Origin of the sequence: Mycobacterium sp., assembly GCF_032159775.1 — a bacterium.
In the GTDB taxonomy this organism is placed as follows: domain Bacteria; phylum Actinomycetota; class Actinomycetes; order Mycobacteriales; family Mycobacteriaceae; genus Mycobacterium.
Genome location: NZ_JAVHWK010000124.1, coordinates 1 through 15,479 on the forward strand (window position 1 = coordinate 1; position 15,479 = coordinate 15,479).

Consider the following 15,479-nt stretch of genomic DNA (forward strand, 5'->3'; position numbering starts at 1 on the left):
GATCGCGGTCGGCGCGCCGGCCAAGGTGGTGAAGAACCGCAAGCTGGCGTGGGATACGTCGGCGGCCGAACGGGCCAAACTGGCGGCCGCTCTCGCCGACATCGAGCGCAAGAAAGCCTCCCGCTGACTTTTTTCGTTGACTCTGCGTTGACGGCGCAGAAGAGCGAGCGGCGGTCGCCGTAGCCGCAGCATGAGCGTGCCCTGTTAGCACGTCTCCACGGTGATGGGGTGATACCAGCCGCCGCCGAACCGGTGGCCTTCCATGGGATCGTCGGGGTCGGTCAGTGTCACGCCGATCGAGGTTTCGCCATTGGTGACGGTCATGTCCTGTTCGGCGTCCACCGCCATTTCGAGTCGATACGTAACGGTCTGCTCGTGGCTCAGCGGAAACGGCGGCACCAGGTTCTCGGTGATGTAGTCCATGCCTGTTCCCTCACGGACGTAGGGCACCGTCACCCGGAATCGTATCGGCGGGCCGCCGGGCCGGACCGTGGTCTCGCCCTCCGATGCGACGGTGACGTCGACGGGCTTGGCGGTCGCCGGGGAGGCCGTCTGACTCGACGCAGACACCGGCCGTGCTGTGCTGGTCGCAGAAGAAGCGTGCGGCGCATCGGCATTCGAGCAGCCGACAGCGACCGCGACCATCGCCCCGATCGTGGCGCCAACGGTCATGTGGCGACGCAAGATTGTGTTCATGGGCCAAAAGTGTGCCTGCGGGCTTGGAGCATTCTTCTCGTGCCCTTCGATCGTCAGTGCGCCCAGTCGATTCCGAACGTGTCCGCCAACGCTGCCCGACCGTCGTCGGTCACCGTCACCGCGCGGCCCCGAGGTGCCCGCTTGGCCCAGCCGGCTGACAGGAAACGGTCCAGCACCGCCCGGCCCAGCGCCCCGGACAAGTGGTGGCGCTGCTCGGTCCAGTCGACGCAGTACCGTACGAGAGCCCTTTTGCCGAAGGGTATTTCGACACCGGCTCCGGCGAGGAAGTCGCGGCCGGTGTCGGTGAGCTCATAGTGGACATCGTGGCCTGGGCTACTCAGCGCATCGTGGCCGTCGCGGCTCGGCTCGAAACGGCCGTCACCGCCGACGAGCACCTCGCGGTCCAGCAGGCTGCCCATGATCTGCACACCGAGACGACCCGCGAGGTGGTCGTAACACGTTCTCGCGGATCGCAGCCGCGCGGCCCGGGTGCCTTCCCGCAAGGAGCGCACCGGGCGCGACGGCGCCAAGCGCACGAGGTGCTCGAGTAACGCGCCTACCTCGGGACCGGCCAGCCGGTAATACCGGTGCCTGCCGTGCGTTTCGACCACCAGCAGGCCGGCGTCGGTCAGCTTGCGGAGGTGGCTGCTTGCCGTCGGCCTGCTGATGCCCGCCTCGTCGGCGAGCACGCTGGCGGGAAGCGCGCGACCGTCGTCCAGGGCCAAAAGCACTGTGCACCGCGCCGGGTCGGCGAGCAGCGACGCCACCGCAGCGATATCGGCGTCCCCGCGTGCCGCAAGTTCGGCGACATCATGCATGGCACACCGCCCGGGTGCCCGAAGCGACCTTTTCTTTCCGTGCCCAGCGCAGCGCCACCAGGGCACCGAGTAGCTGGACGATGCCGCCGATCAGCAGCGCCGCCTGGGCGCCGATGGAAGCCATGGCACTACCCAACACCGCCACACCGACAGTGATACCCACCAGCCGGGCAAGATTCACCACGCCGGATGCCAGCCCGGCGCGCCGCACGGGGACGGCCGACATCGCCAGGCCGACAGCGGGACCCGTGTTGAGCGCGAGTCCCGCGCCTGCCAGCACGAAAGAGCACTCCAAAAGCTGGATGTCGCCGTGCGGACCGATGCCCGCGTACAGCAGCAGCCCGGCGGCCATCAGACACAGGCCCCCGGTCATCGGTAGTCGCGGGCCTGTGCGGCGCGCGATCGCGTTGACGACAGGGATGAGCACCAGATAGGTGACCGGCATCGGCAGGAACAGCAAGGCTGTCGTCAGGGCGCTCTGGCCACGTTGTTGTTGGAACACAAAGCTGTTCACCAGCAGCAGACCGTAGATGCCGAAGGTCATGGTGAACGTGGCGAGCAGGGCCGCGGTGAGCCGGCGGTTGCCAAACAGGTCCAACGGCAACATCGGCGCAGCGGCGCGCCTCTGGCTGATCACAAATCCCGCCAGTCCCGTGGCGGCGACGACGGCCAGTGCGACCAGCCACGCGACAGGCAGCGTGCGTCCCTCGACCAGGACGACCGTCAGCGTGGCGAGGCTGAGCACTGCCAGCATCTGACCACCGGTGTCGACCGTCGCCGCCTGGTCGTCCCGTGACTCGGGCAGATAGAGGCGCGTCATCAGGAGCGCCAGCAGCCCGACCGGCACGTTCAACCAGAAGATGTAGCGCCAGCCGACGGTGTCGGTCAGCACGCCGCCGAGGATCGGTCCGATTGCGGTGCTCAGCGCGGCGGCCATCGCCCACGCGGCGGTGGCACGGGCACGTTCGATCGGACCGGGGAACGCTGCGGCGGTGATCGCGAGACCCTGCGGAAGCATCAGCGCGGCGCCGACGCCTTGGGTCGCCCGCGCCGCCAGCAGCAGGGGTAGCGACGGTGCGGCTGCGCAGGCCACCGAGGCGACGACGAAGACGGTAAGGCCGAAGCGCAGCAGCCTGCGTCTTCCGAACCGGTCGCCGAGCGATCCGGCGGACAGCAGCAGCGCAGCGAACGTGATGTTGTAGGCATCGATGGTCCATTGCGCGCCGGAGATGCCGCCGCCGAGGTCGTCGCGGACGGCGGGCAGAGCCAAGTTGATGGCGTTGGCGTCCACCAGTCCGACGAAAAGGCCGAGGTAAGCCGCGATCAGCGTGAGGATTGACCGGTGGGGGATGCCGATGGTGTCCATATCCGCACGCTAGGTGCGAATTGATTCGATGGCGGTCGAATCCTCAGCGGTCGGGCAGCGCGTGCTCGACGATCAGCCGACGCGGATGCGATTGGCGTTCTCCGCGTTTGGCGGCCAGATACACCTGTGCCGTTTCGCCTGCGACCGTGTACCAGTCGAAGTCGGACGTCAACCGTTCCCGCGCCGCGATCGCACGCTGCTGCGCCGCCGCAGGATCATCGAGCACCGCCCGCACCGCCGCCGCGAGTGCCGCGATGTCGCGCGGCGGGAAGGACATGCCGGTGTGCCCGTCGATCACGGCCTCGCCGAGACCGCCGACATTCGACGTGACAAGCGGCGCCCCTGTGGCCGCCGCTTCCAGAGCGACGATGCCGAACGGCTCATAGTGGCTGGGGAGCACCGCGGCGTCGGCGCTGTGCAGTAACTGAACCAGACCCGTGTGGTCCACCCGCCCGACGAACGTTACCGCCTTGAGCACCTTGTGTTTACGCGCCTGCTCGACAAGCCATTCGTATTGGGTGCCGTCGCCGGCGACGGTCAGCGTGGTCCCCGGATGTGTCCGCCTGATGCGCGGCAACGCGGCGATCACGTCGTGAACGCCCTTCTCGTACTCCAGCCTGCCGAGATAGAGCAGATGCGCGGGCCCCTTGCGCGACCGCCGCCGCGCGAACGGCCACAGGCCCGCGTCGATTCCGTTGCGAATCACCGTGATCTCGGCGAGGCCGGGACCGAAGAGTTCGGTGATCTCGTCGCTCATCGATCTCGAACACGTGATGAGTGAATCGGACTCACGCACCAGCCACGACTCCACGGCGTGTACCTGTCTGCTGATCGGGCCCGACACCCAGCCCGAGTGCCTGCCCGCCTCGGTGGCGTGGATCGTGGAAACCAATGGCACGTCGTAATATTCGGCCAACGCGATGGCCGGGTGGCCGACCAGCCAGTCGTGTGCGTGCACGACGTCGGGGCGCCAGGGCTTGGTCCGTCGGCCCGAGGTCTTGATAGCCAGCCCGGCACGCGTCATCGAGTGACCCATGGCCAGCGCCCACGCCATCATGTCCGAGCCGAAATCGAATTCGTGCGGATCGTGGGCGGCCGCGACGACCCGAACACCCTCGCTCACCTCGTCGGTCGACGGATGTGTGCTGGCATCGGTGTTCGACGGGCGGCGGCTGAGCACGACGACCTCGTGCCCGTCGGCCGCGAGTGCCGTCGCCAACTGGTAGACGTGCCGGCCCAGCCCTCCGATCACCACCGGTGGGTACTCCCACGACACCATCAGGACTTTCATGCGCGGGGGAGCCGTCGTGCGTCGAGTGCGCCGAACAGGCCGTCGGCCCGGTTCCAGCCTGCTGCCAACCGCTCGGCCTGCTCGCGTCGGCCCGTCGCGAGCGCGCCCGCGATCTCGCGAGTGGCGTGTGCGTGCAGATGCGCCCGGTACCGGGCGTAGTCGGCCGCCGAGTCCTTGCTGACCATGAACGGCCAGTCGCTCGACACCGTGAGAAGTGTCTCCCTCAGGATCTGGTCGGCGACGATGTCGCGGGCGACCGGTTCGCCCACCGACGACTTCTGCTCGAACGCTTTGTCCACTGTGCTCAGCGCGGTATCGACGACCTCGGTGTTCAGCTGCACCAGATCGGCGACCTTCCCGCCCGCCCACACCGACCAGTCCTTGCCGGAACCCCAAGAGCTGGGCGGTAATTCGACCGGCATACCGGTGAAGCCATCGGCGACGGCATCGGACAGCGTGCCCACCCGGATGCCTGCGGCGGGCAGTGCGCGCAGCACCTTCTCCAGCCACACCGGCCCCTCGTACCACCAGTGGCCGAACAGTTCGGTGTCGAATGCGGCGATCACATGTGCCGGCCTGCCGATCCGGCCGCTCTCCGCGACGAGGCGGCGGTGGACCACATCGACGAAATCGGCGACATGGCCGTCGACCGCGTGCTCGGCCCGCACCGGATCGTAGGGCGCCTTGGCATCCGAGGGCACATTGCGGCCGGTGACGCGGGCGGGTTTGAGGCCTGTCACGTGGTCGTAGGTGTGGAAGTCACGGTAGGCGGCATGACCGGGATAGCCGGACTTCGGCGACCACACCCGGTAGCTGACCTGCAGATCACGGCCGAAGGCGATGACATCGGAACCGCCGACCGGACGGCCGAGCGCCGTGTCTCCGTGCAGCGAAGGCCCGTCCACCATGAAATGCCCCACACCGGCTGCGGCGTAATCGAATTCCATGCCGGGGGCGTAGGCGCATTCCGGCGCCCAGATGCCTGACGGCGTGTGCGCGAGGCGCTGGTGGGCGTCGGCCAGGCCCTCGCGCAGCGCGAACTCGCGCAGTCGCGGATTCATCAACGGCTGGAACGGATGTGACAGCGGTCCGCCGAGCAACTCGATGGTGTCCGCGTCGATGAGCTCGCGAAGCAGTGGACTGCCGCCGTGCCGCCACAGGGCGGTGAACTCGTCGAGCTCCCGGTCGGCCTCGGCTACCTCACGAACGCCGAACTGCCGCAAGGGTTCTTGAAGTGTGGTCGCCTCGTGTGCGCGTAGCCGCCAGTTGGCCAGCCAGTGGTGCATTCCCGTCAGGCTGTAGGGGTCGTCCAGTTGCGCGGTGACCACCGGCGTCATGCCGAGTGTCACCAGATGATGACGGTCTTCGGCGGCAAGTGTCCGCAGCACCCGCATCAGCGGCAGGTAGGCCGCCGACCACGACTGGTAGAGCCATTCCTCGCCGACCGGCCAGCGACCGTGATGGGCCAGCCACGGCAGGTGGGTGTGCAGGACCAGGGTGAAGAGTCCGGGGACCGGGTCACTCACGGCCGCACCGCGATCGCGACCAGGTCGAGACTGTCATCGATATCGCGGTCGCCCGCGTCGGTCAGGTCGAAGTCGTCGGTGCCCACCGACGCGACGTCGGTCAACAGGTCGTCTGGCCACGGCGCGTTAGCGAGGGCACGGACGATCTGGGCGTCGATGATCGAACCGCCGTGCTTGCGGTCCAACTCGGCCAGCGTAGGACCGTGGAACACACCCGCCATGCCCTCGAGCGCGAAGCCGGCCGACTCCAACAGCTCGGTGAGCTCGCGGGCATTGAGCTCACGGGTGTGAAACGGGTTGATCGGTGTATCGCTGCCGGGGGTGAAGGTGACCCGGTTGGGCGTCGACATGAGCAGCAACCCCGACGGCCGCAGCACCCGCAGGCATTCGGCGACGAACTGTGGCTGATCCCACAGGTGTTCGATGACCTGGAAGTTCACCACGACGTCAACCGACCCGTCAGGCAGCGGCAGCTGTGCGAGGTTGCCATGCCGCACGTCCACCCGCGGATAGCGGGCGCGCACATGGGTCACGGTCGCCGCGTCGTAATCCAGCGCGACCACCCGGCGCGCGACGTCGGCGATCAAGTCGGCGCCGTACCCCTCGCCGCATCCGGCCTCGAGAACGTCGAGACCTGCGCACCGGTCGCGTAACCGCTGGTAGACCACCTCGTGTCGGCGGAACCAGTAATTCTCCTCGGCCAAGCCGGGAATCGTGCGCTCCCCGGTCAGAGGCAGCGCACCCTCCGGCCCGGCCGGACCGTCGGTAACGAATGAGCTCATTGCAAAGGCAGGCTAACCCAGGAGAACGGTCGGCGGCCGGTTCGCGAACGGTTGGGCCGATTAGAGGCGGGTAAGGGGACGTCAGAGCACAAGCTCCGACCAGCTATGGTGATCGTGGAACTACCTTAAGTTACCGACGGGTAACATGGTGGTGAATGCTTCATACGCGGTAGTGGGGGCCGACCGCCGGTCCCCTATGAGGAGGACGAACCAGACTCATGACGAACATCGTGGTCCTGATCAAGCAGGTCCCTGACACGTGGTCGGAACGAAAGTTGTCCGACGGCGACTTCACCCTTGACCGCGAGGCCGCCGACGCCGTGCTCGACGAGATCAACGAGCGCGCCGTCGAAGAGGCGCTGCTGATCAAGGAGAGAGAAGGCGGCGATTCGACGGTGACCGTGCTGACCGCCGGACCCCAACGCGCCACCGAGGCGATCCGCAAGGCGCTGTCGATGGGCGCCGACAAGGCCGTACACGTGCTCGACGACGGTCTGCACGGGTCCGACATGGTGCAGACCGGTTGGACGCTGGCCCGCGCGCTCGGCACAGTCGAAGGTACCGAGTTGGTCATCGCAGGCAATGAGGCCACCGACGGCGTCGGCGGTGCGGTTCCTGCCATCATCGCCGAGTACCTGGGCCTGCCCCAGCTCACGCACCTGCGCAAGGTGACCGTCGAGGGCGGCAAGGTGACCGGTGAGCGCGAGACCGACGACGGCGTGTTCACCGTCGAGGCTCCGTTGCCCGCGGTGGTGAGCGTCACCGAGAAGATCAACGAGCCGCGCTTCCCGTCCTTCAAGGGCATCATGGCCGCCAAGAAGAAGGAAGTGACCACCCTGACGCTGGCCGAGATCGGCGTCGAGGGTGACGAGGTCGGTGTCGCCAACGCGGGCACGAAGGTCATCTCGTCCACCCCGAAGCCGCCCAAGACGGCAGGCGAGAAGGTCACCGACGAAGGCGAAGGCGGCACGAAGGTCGCCGAGTACCTGGTGGCCCAGAAAATCATCTAGCTAGACCTCACACACCCGAAACTCACGAAAGACCCAGAGGCAGAACTCATGGCTGAAGTACTTGTGCTCGTCGAGCACGCTGACGGTGCCCCGAAGAAGGTCACCGCTGAACTCATCACCGCCGCCCGTGCTTTGGGCGAGCCGTCGGCCGTCGTCGTCGGCAAGCCGGGCTTGTCCGACGGGCTCGTCGACAGCCTGAAGGCCGCCGGTGCGGCCAAGATCTACGTCGCCGAATCCGACGACGCGGACAACTACCTGATCACCCCGTTCGTGGACGTGCTGGCATCGCTGGTGGAGTCCGCCTCGCCCGCCGGCGTGGTGCTCGCCGCATCGGCGGACGGCAAGGAGATCGGCGGCCGGCTGGCCGCGCGCATCGGCTCCGGTGTGCTCACCGATGTCGTCGAGGTCAAAGAAGGGGGCACGGCCGTGCACTCCATCTTCGGCGGCGCCTACACCGTGGACGCGCAGTCCACCGGGGAGATCCCGGTGATCACCGTCCGCCCAGGTGCTATCGAGGCCGAGGCCGCCGACGGCGCCGGTGAGGTCGTCACCGTCGAGGTGCCCGCACAGGCCGAGAACGCCACCAAGATCATCAAACGCGAGCCCGCCGTGGCAGGCGATCGCCCGGAGCTCACCGAGGCCACGGTCGTGGTCTCCGGTGGCCGCGGCGTCGGAAGCGCCGAGAACTTCAGCGTCGTCGAGAATTTGGCGGACTCGCTGGGTGCGGCCGTCGGCGCGTCGCGTGCCGCGGTCGACTCCGGCTACTACCCGGGCCAGTTCCAAGTCGGCCAGACCGGCAAGACCGTGTCGCCGCAGCTGTATATCGCACTGGGTATCTCCGGTGCGATCCAGCACCGCGCGGGCATGCAGACGTCCAAGACGATCATCGCGGTCAACAAGGACGAGGAGGCGCCGATCTTCGAAATCGCCGACCTCGGCATCGTCGGCGACCTGTTCAAGGTCGCCCCGCAACTGGCCGATGCGGTGAAGGCCCGCAAGGGCTAGTCGGCCCAGCTGTTCGACAGCCGTGACGTGAGACCCCGGTGTGCATTTCGCACCGGGGTCTTACTCGTTGGGCCGCCGACGTAGGGTGACGACGTGGACCTGCTGCTCGGCATCGATATCGGCACGGGGAGCACCAAGGGCGTGTTGGTGGACATCTCCGGCAATGTTCTTGCCTCTGAGACGATCGCGCATTCGATGGACCTCCCACGGCCCGGCTGGGCCGAGATGGACGCCGAAGCGACGTGGTGGGCAGAGGTCTGCGCGGTCGCGGGCCGGCTCACCGCACAAACCCCTGCGGGAGCACGACTTGCTGCTGCATGCGTCAGCGGTGTCGGACCCTGCCTGGTGTTGTGCGACGAAGCTCTGCGGCCGCTACGCCCGGCCATTTTGTACGGCATCGACACCAGGTCAACAGCTGAAATCGATTCGCTGACCGCGGAATTCGGGGCGGACGCGATTCTGGATCAGGCGGGCACCGCATTGTCCAGCCAAGCGGTGGGCCCGAAGCTGGAGTGGGTGCGCAGGCATGAACCGGAGGTGTTCGAAAAGGCTGCGGGGTGGTACGGGTCCAACTCGTATATCGCGGCCAAGTTGACCGGCGAATACGTGATGGATCATCACACCGCCAGCCAGTGCGATCCGCTCTACACCACGCGTGCCTTCGAGTGGAACGACCGCTGGGCGCAACGCATTTGCGGTCATCTACCGCTGCCCCGGTTGGTCTGGCCCGCTGAGGTGATCGGGACCGTGCACACAGAGGCGGCCAAAGCCACCGGGATACCGGTCGGCACCCCGATCGCGGCGGGTACGGTCGACGCGTACGCCGAGGCGTTCTCGGTCGGCGTTCGTCACCCCGGCGATCAGATGCTGATGTACGGATCGACGATGTTTCTGGTGCAGATCATCGACAGCTATTACAGCGACCCTGTGCTGTGGACGACGGCAGGCGTCGAGCGTGAGTCACTCGCGCTGGCGGCGGGCACGTCGACGGCGGGCAGTCTCATCGGATGGCTCCAGTCCGTCACCGGCGGTGCGGATTTCGACACGCTGATGGCAGAGGCACAGGCTGTCCCACCCGGCAGCGAAGGTTTGTTGGCGCTGCCATACCTGGCTGGAGAGCGCACGCCGGTGTTCGACCCACAGGCCCGCGGAGTGTTCGCAGGCTTGACGTTGCGCCACGGCCGCGGTCATTTGTTCCGCGCCGCCTACGAGGGGATCGCGTTCGGCATCCGCCAGATTCTGGAGCGCTTCGACGACGCCCACGCCGGGCGGCGCACGGTGGCAGTGGGCGGTGGACTACGCAGCCCGGTCTGGGCGCAGGCCGTCAGCGACGTCACCGGACGCACGCAGATGGTTCCCGAGCAGGCGATCGGCGCCAGCTACGGCGATGCGCTGCTGGCCGCGATAGGGGCCGGGCTGGTGCCCGCCGATACCGACTGGGCCAAGATCGCCCGGGAGGTCAGCCCGGATCCACGCGTGCGCGACCTGTACGACGACCTGTACGGGACGTGGCTGCAGCTGTATCCCAGCACCCGTGAGGTCGTGCACCGGTTGGCCGATCAGCCCATCGTGTAGCCGCCGTCGACGGGGACGTCCACGCCCGAGATCATGCTCGCGGCGTCGGAGGCCAGCCATAGCACGGTGTCGGACACCTCGCGCGGAACAGCGAAGCGGCCCAGAGCAATTCGAGCAATCATCGGGGCAGCTTTCGCCTCATCACCCCACACCCGCTGGCCCATTTCGGTGAGTACCACCGTGGGGCACACCGAGTTGGCCCTGATGCCGTGGCTGCCGAGCTCCCGCGCCAGCACCTTGGTGGCCATCACGAGGCCGGCTTTGGATGCGCAGTACGCGTAGTGGTCGGACAGCGGCGCAAGGGCCGCGGCCGAGGCAACGGTGATGATCGAGCCCCCTGAGCCCTGCTCGACCATGGCCTTGCCGACCGCCGAGGCCAGCAGCGCCGGGGCGCGCAGGTTGACCACCATGGTGGCGTCGAACAGCGCCGGATCGGTGTCGATGGCCGGTTGCGGATGCGAGATCCCGGCGTTGTTGACCAGGATGTCCAAGCCGCCGAACGCGCCGACAGCAAGATCCGCCAGGTGCGCCGGCCCGTCTGGCTGTGCGAGATCAACTGCCGCCGTTTTGATGTCGACACCGAACTCATCGGTGAGCGCGTTGCGCGCCGCGGACAGTTCAGATTTGTCGCGACCGCTGAGCACCAGCGCGGCGCCTGCGGCGGCGAACGTCTTGGCGATGTCGGCGCCGATTCCCTTTGTGGCGCCGGTGATCAGCGCCCTCTTTCCGTCCAGACGGATGCCGGTCATCTCAGGAGGCCCTTTCTGCGATGGTCGGACTGGAGAGGATGTCCATCGCTGTCGCGGGGTCGGTGACGAGGTGGTTGAAGTAGCCGCCGCGCGCGGCCGCGATGATGGATTCCACCTTGTCCTTGCCGACCGCGACTCCCACGGTCACCGGAATGTGGCGAAGGGCCTCGAGTTCCAGGGCGATCAGCCGGTCGCTTCCCTCGAAGCCGACCGGCTCACCGTCTCGGTCGAAGAACCGCGAGCACACATCGCCGACGGCGGACCGCAGTGACGTCGACCCGGTCGGGACGAACTGAGGAATGTCCGACCGGATCAACGGCGGAGCGCCGACGCCCATCAAGGCACAGCGCGCATGCGGCCACAGGTCAAGTACCCGTTGGATACTGGGGTCGTTGAGCAGGGAACGGTACAGCTCGGGGCCCGGCAGTGCCGGTGCGAAAAGGTAGTTCGCGCGCCCGCCCACCCGGTTCGCCACCAAGCGGGTGATCTCGTTGGTCTGATACCACTCCTCGGGCTGATCGTTGCCGCCGACCGTGGGGGCCACGATGACACCGGGCAGCGGCGTCAGGTCGTGTTGGGCGACCTCATAAACCGTGCGGCCCGACGACACCAGGAGGACGTCTCCGGGAAGCAAACCTGCTTCGCTGAGCGCACGGCCGACAGCCGATGCCAGGGGCCGGCCCATGACGTCGACGATGGTCCGCCCGGCGCCGGGCGTCGGCAACGGAGTTGCGAGATAGACGTTCGCCAGGTTGAGTGCCCTCGCCAGCTGGTCGGCGAGATCGCCTGGGCGCGCCTCCGCAGGCGGCACCACTTCGATGCGCACGATGCCCTGCCGTTTGGCTTCCGACAGCAGCCGGCTGACGGTTGCTCGGCTGGTGCCCAGCTGGGCGGCGACCTCGGCTTGAGTGGCGTCTTCCTCGTAATAGAGCCGCGCAGCGGTGTAAAGCAGCGTGGCCGGAAAGTGGCTGCCTTCTGGTTCGGACGAACCGGTGTCGGGCGGCTGCTCGCTCGCTGCCGACGCTGCCGATCGGGGCATGGGCACGAGTATGGCACTGAACATCCGTTCTGGAAAGAATTTTACTGAACATTCGTTCTGGACAAATGTGCAAAATCTTCGATAGTGTGACTCCAACCACAGTCAAAGGAGCTGCTGATGACCGATCAGATCCCCGAGAAGATGCAGGCCGTGGTCTGTCACGGGCCGAAGGACTACCGACTCGAAGAGGTCGCGGTCCCCGTCCGCAAGCCGGGTGAGGCGCTGATCAGAGTCGAAGCCGTCGGCATCTGCGCCAGCGATCTGAAGTGTTACCACGGGGCCGCGAAGTTCTGGGGCGACGAGAACCGGCCGGCTTGGGCCGAGACCATGGTGATTCCCGGGCACGAGTTCGCTGGGCGCGTGGTCGAACTCGATGACGCCGCTGCATCCCGGTGGGGGATCGCGGTGGGCGACCGGGTGGTGTCGGAGCAAATCGTGCCGTGCTGGGAATGCCGCTACTGCAAGCGCGGTCAGTACCACATGTGCCAGCCGCACGATCTCTACGGATTCAAGCGGCGTACTCCCGGCGCGATGGCCAGCTACATGACCTATCCGGCGGAATCACTGGTACACAAGGTATCCGGTGATATTCCTGCTCATCACGCCGCTTTCACCGAACCGCTGTCGTGCTCGTTGCATGCCGTGGAGCGCGCGGGCATCACGTTCGAGGACACGGTGGTGGTCGCCGGTTGCGGGCCGATCGGCCTTGGGATGATCGCCGGCGCGCGGGCGAAGAGTCCGATGCGGGTGGTCGCCCTCGATATGGCACCGGAGAAGCTCGAGCTGGCCAAGGGGTGTGGCGCCGACATCACCATCAACATCGCCGAACAGGACGCTGTCGCGATCATCAAGGATCTGACGGACGGCTACGGGGCGGACGTGTATCTGGAGGGGACCGGCCATCCCTCCGCGGTTCCACAGGGCCTCAACGCATTACGCAAGCTCGGCCGGTACGTCGAATACGGCGTCTTCGGCAGCGACGTGTCCGTCGACTGGAGCATCATCAGCGACGACAAGGAACTCGACGTGCTCGGAGCTCATCTCGGGCCCTATTGCTGGCCCGCGGCGATCAGGATGATCGAGTCGGGCGTGTTGCCGATGGACAAGATCTGCACGCACCAACTGCCGCTGTCCGAATTCCAGAAGGGTCTGGACCTCGTCGCCAGCGGCGCGGAATCCGTCAAAGTCTCCCTGATCCCCGCCTGACGCGAAGGGCACCGACACATGAACCGAAACACCGGGCCGCAGATGTCGCGGCGAAACATGCTCGCGGCGTTGGGACTCGCCGGTGCCGCTGCGGCAAGCGTCCCGATCCTCAGTTCCTGCGGGGTCGGCGGCAAAGCCAGTCTGCCGAACGGTTCGGATTCAGTGACAGGCGGATTCGACTGGAAGAAGGCCTCGGGCTCGACGATCAACATTCTGCAGACCCCACACCCCTACCAGCTGTCGTATCAGCCGCTGCTCAAAGAGTTCACCGAACTCACCGGCATCACGGTCAACGTCGACCTTGTTCCGGAGGCGGACTACTTCACCAAACTCAACACCGAACTCGCAGGAGGTTCGGGCAAGCACGACGCGTTCATGCTCGGCGCCTACTTCATCTGGCAGTTCGGGCCACCGGGCTGGATCGAGAACCTCGACCCGTGGCTGAAGAACTCGTCGGCCACCAACGCGGACTACGACTTCGACGACATCTTCGACGGTCTGCGCACCTCAACCCGATGGGACTTCACCCTGGGCAATCCGCTCGGCACCGGTGGGCAGTGGGCGATCCCATGGGGTTTCGAGAACAACGTGGTCGCCTACAACAAGGCCTACTTCGACCAACGTGGCATCAAGAAGTTGCCCGACAGGCTCGACGACTTCATCCAGCTGGCGGTCGACCTGACCGACCGGTCGGAAAATCGCTACGGCATCTCGACCCGCGGGTCGAAGTCGTGGGCGACAATCCACCCCGGCTTCATGACGCAGTACACCCGCGAGGGCGCTGTGGACTACACGTTCAACGGGTCGGATCTGATCGCTGAGATGGACAGCGACAAAGCGATCGCGTTCACCGAGAAGTGGATCGAGATGCAGCACAAGGCCGGGCCGACGTCGTGGACGACCTACGACTATCCCAATGCCACGGGCGATCTCGGTGACGGCAAGGCGATGATGGTCTTCGATGCCGACAGCGCGACATACCCGAAGAACAAACCGGGTGCGAGTAAGGAGGCAGGCAATCTCGCGTGGTACCCCGGACCCGCCGGACCCGACGGCAACTACAAGACCAACTTGTGGACGTGGAGCTGGGCGATGAGCGCGAACTCGCGCAACAAGCTAGCTGCCTGGCTGTTCATTCAGTGGGCCACCGGCAAGGAATCGATGAACAAGGCCGTACAGGGCGGTAAGTATGCCGATCCGGTGCGAAAGTCGGTGTTCGACAACACCTTCAAGAAGGTCGCGGCCGACCAGGTCGGCTACCTCGAGACTTTCGAGACCATCATCGGCCAGTCGAGGATCCAGTTCACGCCGCAGAAGAAGTTCTTCGACACCACCCAGAACTGGGCCGTCGCGCTGCAGGACATCTACGGCGGAGATGATGCCGCCTCGCGTCTGCGCAGCCTCGCGAAGACCAACACCTCCAAGGTCAACCTCTAGGAGCTCTGGCACACATGACGACTCAAACCGACAAGGCGACGGCCACGTCGCCGGATCAGCAGCCCAGGGCGCCGCGTCGTGCGTTGCCCGAGGTGCCGAGCTGGCGACGCAGGCTACGGCCTTACCTACTGTCCATCCCAGCATTGGTGATCGTGGTCGGGATTCTCTATCCCTTCGTGGTCGGCGCCTACTACGCGTTCCTGAACTACGCAGCAGTGAACCCGGATCCGCATTTCATCTGGTTCGAGAACTTCAAATCGGTTCTCGGCGACCAGGTGTTCTGGCAGAGCGTTAAGGTCACCGCGATCTTCGCGGTGGTGGCAACAACCGTGGAGACGGTGCTCGGCGTCGGTCTGGCGTTGCTGCTGAACAGGTCGTCGATCATCGGCAAGGTCTTCGAGAAGGTGCTGATACTGCCGCTCATGATCGCTCCCGTAATCGCGGGCGTGATCTGGAAGCTGATGTTCAATCCGCAGTTCGGCATCCTCAACCACGTTCTGGGACTCGGCAACACCTTTGACTGGCTGTCGGGCACCAACGCGTTGTGGTCGGTGATTCTTGTCGATCTCTGGATCTTCACCCCGTTCGTCGCGATCCTCGTCCTCGCCGGTATGCGGTCGCTGCCCAAGGAGCCCTTCGAGGCGTCCGAGGTCGACGGCGCGAGCTGGTTCTACATGTTCCGCAAGTTGATGCTCCCCATGCTGTGGCCTTACATCCTGGTCGCGCTGATCTTCCGGTTCATGGACAACCTCAAGGTGTTCGACCACATCTACGTGCTGACCGCAGGCGGCCCAGGGGTGGCCACCCGGACACTGCAGATCGGCGCGTTCGAGGACTCGATCATCAACCTGAACTACTCCCGTGGCAGTACATACATGTTGCTGCTCTGGATCATCGTGTTCATCACCGCGCGCTACCTGGTGAGCGTGCTCGGCAAGGCGCAGCGTCGAGCTGCCGGAGCGGAGTCATAGGCCATGGC

14 protein-coding genes and 1 pseudogene are annotated in these 15,479 nt (G+C 66.1%); 7 read left to right on the plus strand and 8 right to left on the minus strand.

The window, feature by feature from the left end; translation table 11 throughout:
- A pseudogene (locus tag QOJ24_RS15305) lies at positions 1-127 on the plus strand (acetyltransferase); the annotation flags it as partial.
- Positions 128-204: 77 nt separating this feature from the next.
- Here QOJ24_RS15305 and QOJ24_RS15310 read toward each other — a convergent pair.
- Genes QOJ24_RS15310 through QOJ24_RS15335 form a run of 6 tightly spaced genes read right to left on the minus strand, consistent with a single transcriptional unit; the run spans position 205 to position 6,479 of the window.
- Positions 205-696 carry a hypothetical protein gene (locus QOJ24_RS15310; protein WP_526262611.1) on the minus strand — a complete coding sequence of 164 codons (492 nt, stop codon included), beginning with the start codon at positions 694-696 and terminating at the stop codon, positions 205-207.
- Between the two features lie 53 nt (positions 697-749).
- Positions 750-1,514 carry an ArsR/SmtB family transcription factor gene (locus QOJ24_RS15315; RefSeq protein WP_526262613.1) on the minus strand — a complete coding sequence of 255 codons (765 nt, stop codon included), beginning with the start codon at positions 1,512-1,514 and terminating at the stop codon, positions 750-752.
- Entirely contained in the window at positions 1,507-2,880 is a 1,374-nt protein-coding gene (locus QOJ24_RS15320; protein WP_526262615.1) for an MFS transporter, read from the minus strand. The genes QOJ24_RS15315 and QOJ24_RS15320 overlap by 8 nt, the downstream gene beginning before the upstream one ends.
- Positions 2,881-2,923: 43 nt before the next feature.
- Entirely contained in the window at positions 2,924-4,171 is a 1,248-nt protein-coding gene (locus QOJ24_RS15325; RefSeq protein ID WP_526262617.1) for a glycosyltransferase family 4 protein, read from the minus strand.
- Entirely contained in the window at positions 4,168-5,697 is a 1,530-nt protein-coding gene (locus tag QOJ24_RS15330) for a 1,4-alpha-glucan branching protein domain-containing protein (RefSeq protein WP_526262619.1), read from the minus strand. Before QOJ24_RS15330 ends, QOJ24_RS15325 begins: the two co-directional genes overlap by 4 nt.
- Complete coding sequence (locus QOJ24_RS15335) at positions 5,694-6,479, minus strand: class I SAM-dependent methyltransferase (RefSeq protein ID WP_526262621.1); 786 nt, start codon at positions 6,477-6,479, stop codon at positions 5,694-5,696. The genes QOJ24_RS15330 and QOJ24_RS15335 overlap by 4 nt, the downstream gene beginning before the upstream one ends.
- 218 nt (positions 6,480-6,697) lie before the next feature.
- Here QOJ24_RS15335 and QOJ24_RS15340 point away from each other — a divergent pair, with 218 nt between their 5' ends.
- The 3 genes from QOJ24_RS15340 (at position 6,698) to QOJ24_RS15350 (ending at position 10,069) form a co-directional block, all read left to right on the plus strand.
- Positions 6,698-7,489, plus strand: a complete 792-nt coding sequence (locus QOJ24_RS15340; RefSeq protein WP_526262623.1) for an electron transfer flavoprotein subunit beta/FixA family protein — start codon at positions 6,698-6,700, stop codon at positions 7,487-7,489.
- 48 nt (positions 7,490-7,537) lie between these two features.
- The gene (locus QOJ24_RS15345) at positions 7,538-8,494 is read left to right on the plus strand and encodes an electron transfer flavoprotein subunit alpha/FixB family protein (RefSeq protein ID WP_526262625.1); all 957 of its coding nucleotides are present in this window, start codon (positions 7,538-7,540) and stop codon (positions 8,492-8,494) included.
- 93 nt (positions 8,495-8,587) lie between these two features.
- Positions 8,588-10,069 (plus strand): FGGY-family carbohydrate kinase, encoded by a 1,482-nt coding sequence (locus tag QOJ24_RS15350; RefSeq protein WP_526262627.1) that lies wholly within the window; start codon positions 8,588-8,590, stop codon positions 10,067-10,069.
- Here the strand turns inward: QOJ24_RS15350 and QOJ24_RS15355 are convergent.
- Both QOJ24_RS15355 and QOJ24_RS15360 read right to left on the minus strand, forming a co-directional pair.
- Positions 10,054-10,818 (minus strand): SDR family NAD(P)-dependent oxidoreductase, encoded by a 765-nt coding sequence (locus QOJ24_RS15355; RefSeq protein ID WP_526262628.1) that lies wholly within the window; start codon positions 10,816-10,818, stop codon positions 10,054-10,056. The two genes, QOJ24_RS15350 and QOJ24_RS15355, sit on opposite strands and share 16 nt — an antisense overlap.
- 1 nt (position 10,819) lies before the next feature.
- Positions 10,820-11,857 (minus strand): sugar-binding transcriptional regulator, encoded by a 1,038-nt coding sequence (locus tag QOJ24_RS15360; protein WP_526262630.1) that lies wholly within the window; start codon positions 11,855-11,857, stop codon positions 10,820-10,822.
- A 117-nt stretch (positions 11,858-11,974) separates the two neighbouring features.
- On the opposite strand from QOJ24_RS15360, the gene eltD reads away from it, so the two are divergent.
- The 3 genes from eltD to QOJ24_RS15375 are packed head-to-tail and all read left to right on the plus strand — an operon-like array spanning position 11,975 to position 15,471.
- The gene (gene eltD, locus QOJ24_RS15365) at positions 11,975-13,063 is read left to right on the plus strand and encodes an erythritol/L-threitol dehyrogenase (RefSeq protein ID WP_526262632.1); all 1,089 of its coding nucleotides are present in this window, start codon (positions 11,975-11,977) and stop codon (positions 13,061-13,063) included.
- An 18-nt stretch (positions 13,064-13,081) separates the two neighbouring features.
- Positions 13,082-14,500, plus strand: a complete 1,419-nt coding sequence (locus QOJ24_RS15370; protein WP_526262634.1) for an extracellular solute-binding protein — start codon at positions 13,082-13,084, stop codon at positions 14,498-14,500.
- 14 nt (positions 14,501-14,514) lie between these two features.
- Complete coding sequence (locus QOJ24_RS15375) at positions 14,515-15,471, plus strand: carbohydrate ABC transporter permease (protein ID WP_526262636.1); 957 nt, start codon at positions 14,515-14,517, stop codon at positions 15,469-15,471.
- Positions 15,472-15,479 lie beyond the last annotated feature (8 nt).

Excerpts from the sequence above, each read along its gene's own strand:
- QOJ24_RS15310 (WP_526262611.1), bottom strand. The coding sequence starts at position 696 with ATGAACACAATCTTGCGTCGCCACATGACCGTTGGCGCCACGATCGGG.
- QOJ24_RS15315 (WP_526262613.1), bottom strand. The coding sequence starts at position 1,514 with ATGCATGATGTCGCCGAACTTGCGGCACGCGGGGACGCCGATATCGCT.
- QOJ24_RS15320 (WP_526262615.1), bottom strand. The coding sequence starts at position 2,880 with ATGGACACCATCGGCATCCCCCACCGGTCAATCCTCACGCTGATCGCG.
- QOJ24_RS15325 (WP_526262617.1), bottom strand. The coding sequence starts at position 4,171 with ATGAAAGTCCTGATGGTGTCGTGGGAGTACCCACCGGTGGTGATCGGA.
- QOJ24_RS15335 (WP_526262621.1), bottom strand. The coding sequence starts at position 6,479 with ATGAGCTCATTCGTTACCGACGGTCCGGCCGGGCCGGAGGGTGCGCTG.
- QOJ24_RS15340 (WP_526262623.1), top strand. The coding sequence starts at position 6,698 with ATGACGAACATCGTGGTCCTGATCAAGCAGGTCCCTGACACGTGGTCG.
- QOJ24_RS15345 (WP_526262625.1), top strand. The coding sequence starts at position 7,538 with ATGGCTGAAGTACTTGTGCTCGTCGAGCACGCTGACGGTGCCCCGAAG.
- QOJ24_RS15355 (WP_526262628.1), bottom strand. The coding sequence starts at position 10,818 with ATGACCGGCATCCGTCTGGACGGAAAGAGGGCGCTGATCACCGGCGCC.
- QOJ24_RS15360 (WP_526262630.1), bottom strand. The coding sequence starts at position 11,857 with ATGCCCCGATCGGCAGCGTCGGCAGCGAGCGAGCAGCCGCCCGACACC.
- eltD (WP_526262632.1), top strand. The coding sequence starts at position 11,975 with ATGACCGATCAGATCCCCGAGAAGATGCAGGCCGTGGTCTGTCACGGG.
- QOJ24_RS15370 (WP_526262634.1), top strand. The coding sequence starts at position 13,082 with ATGAACCGAAACACCGGGCCGCAGATGTCGCGGCGAAACATGCTCGCG.
- QOJ24_RS15375 (WP_526262636.1), top strand. The coding sequence starts at position 14,515 with ATGACGACTCAAACCGACAAGGCGACGGCCACGTCGCCGGATCAGCAG.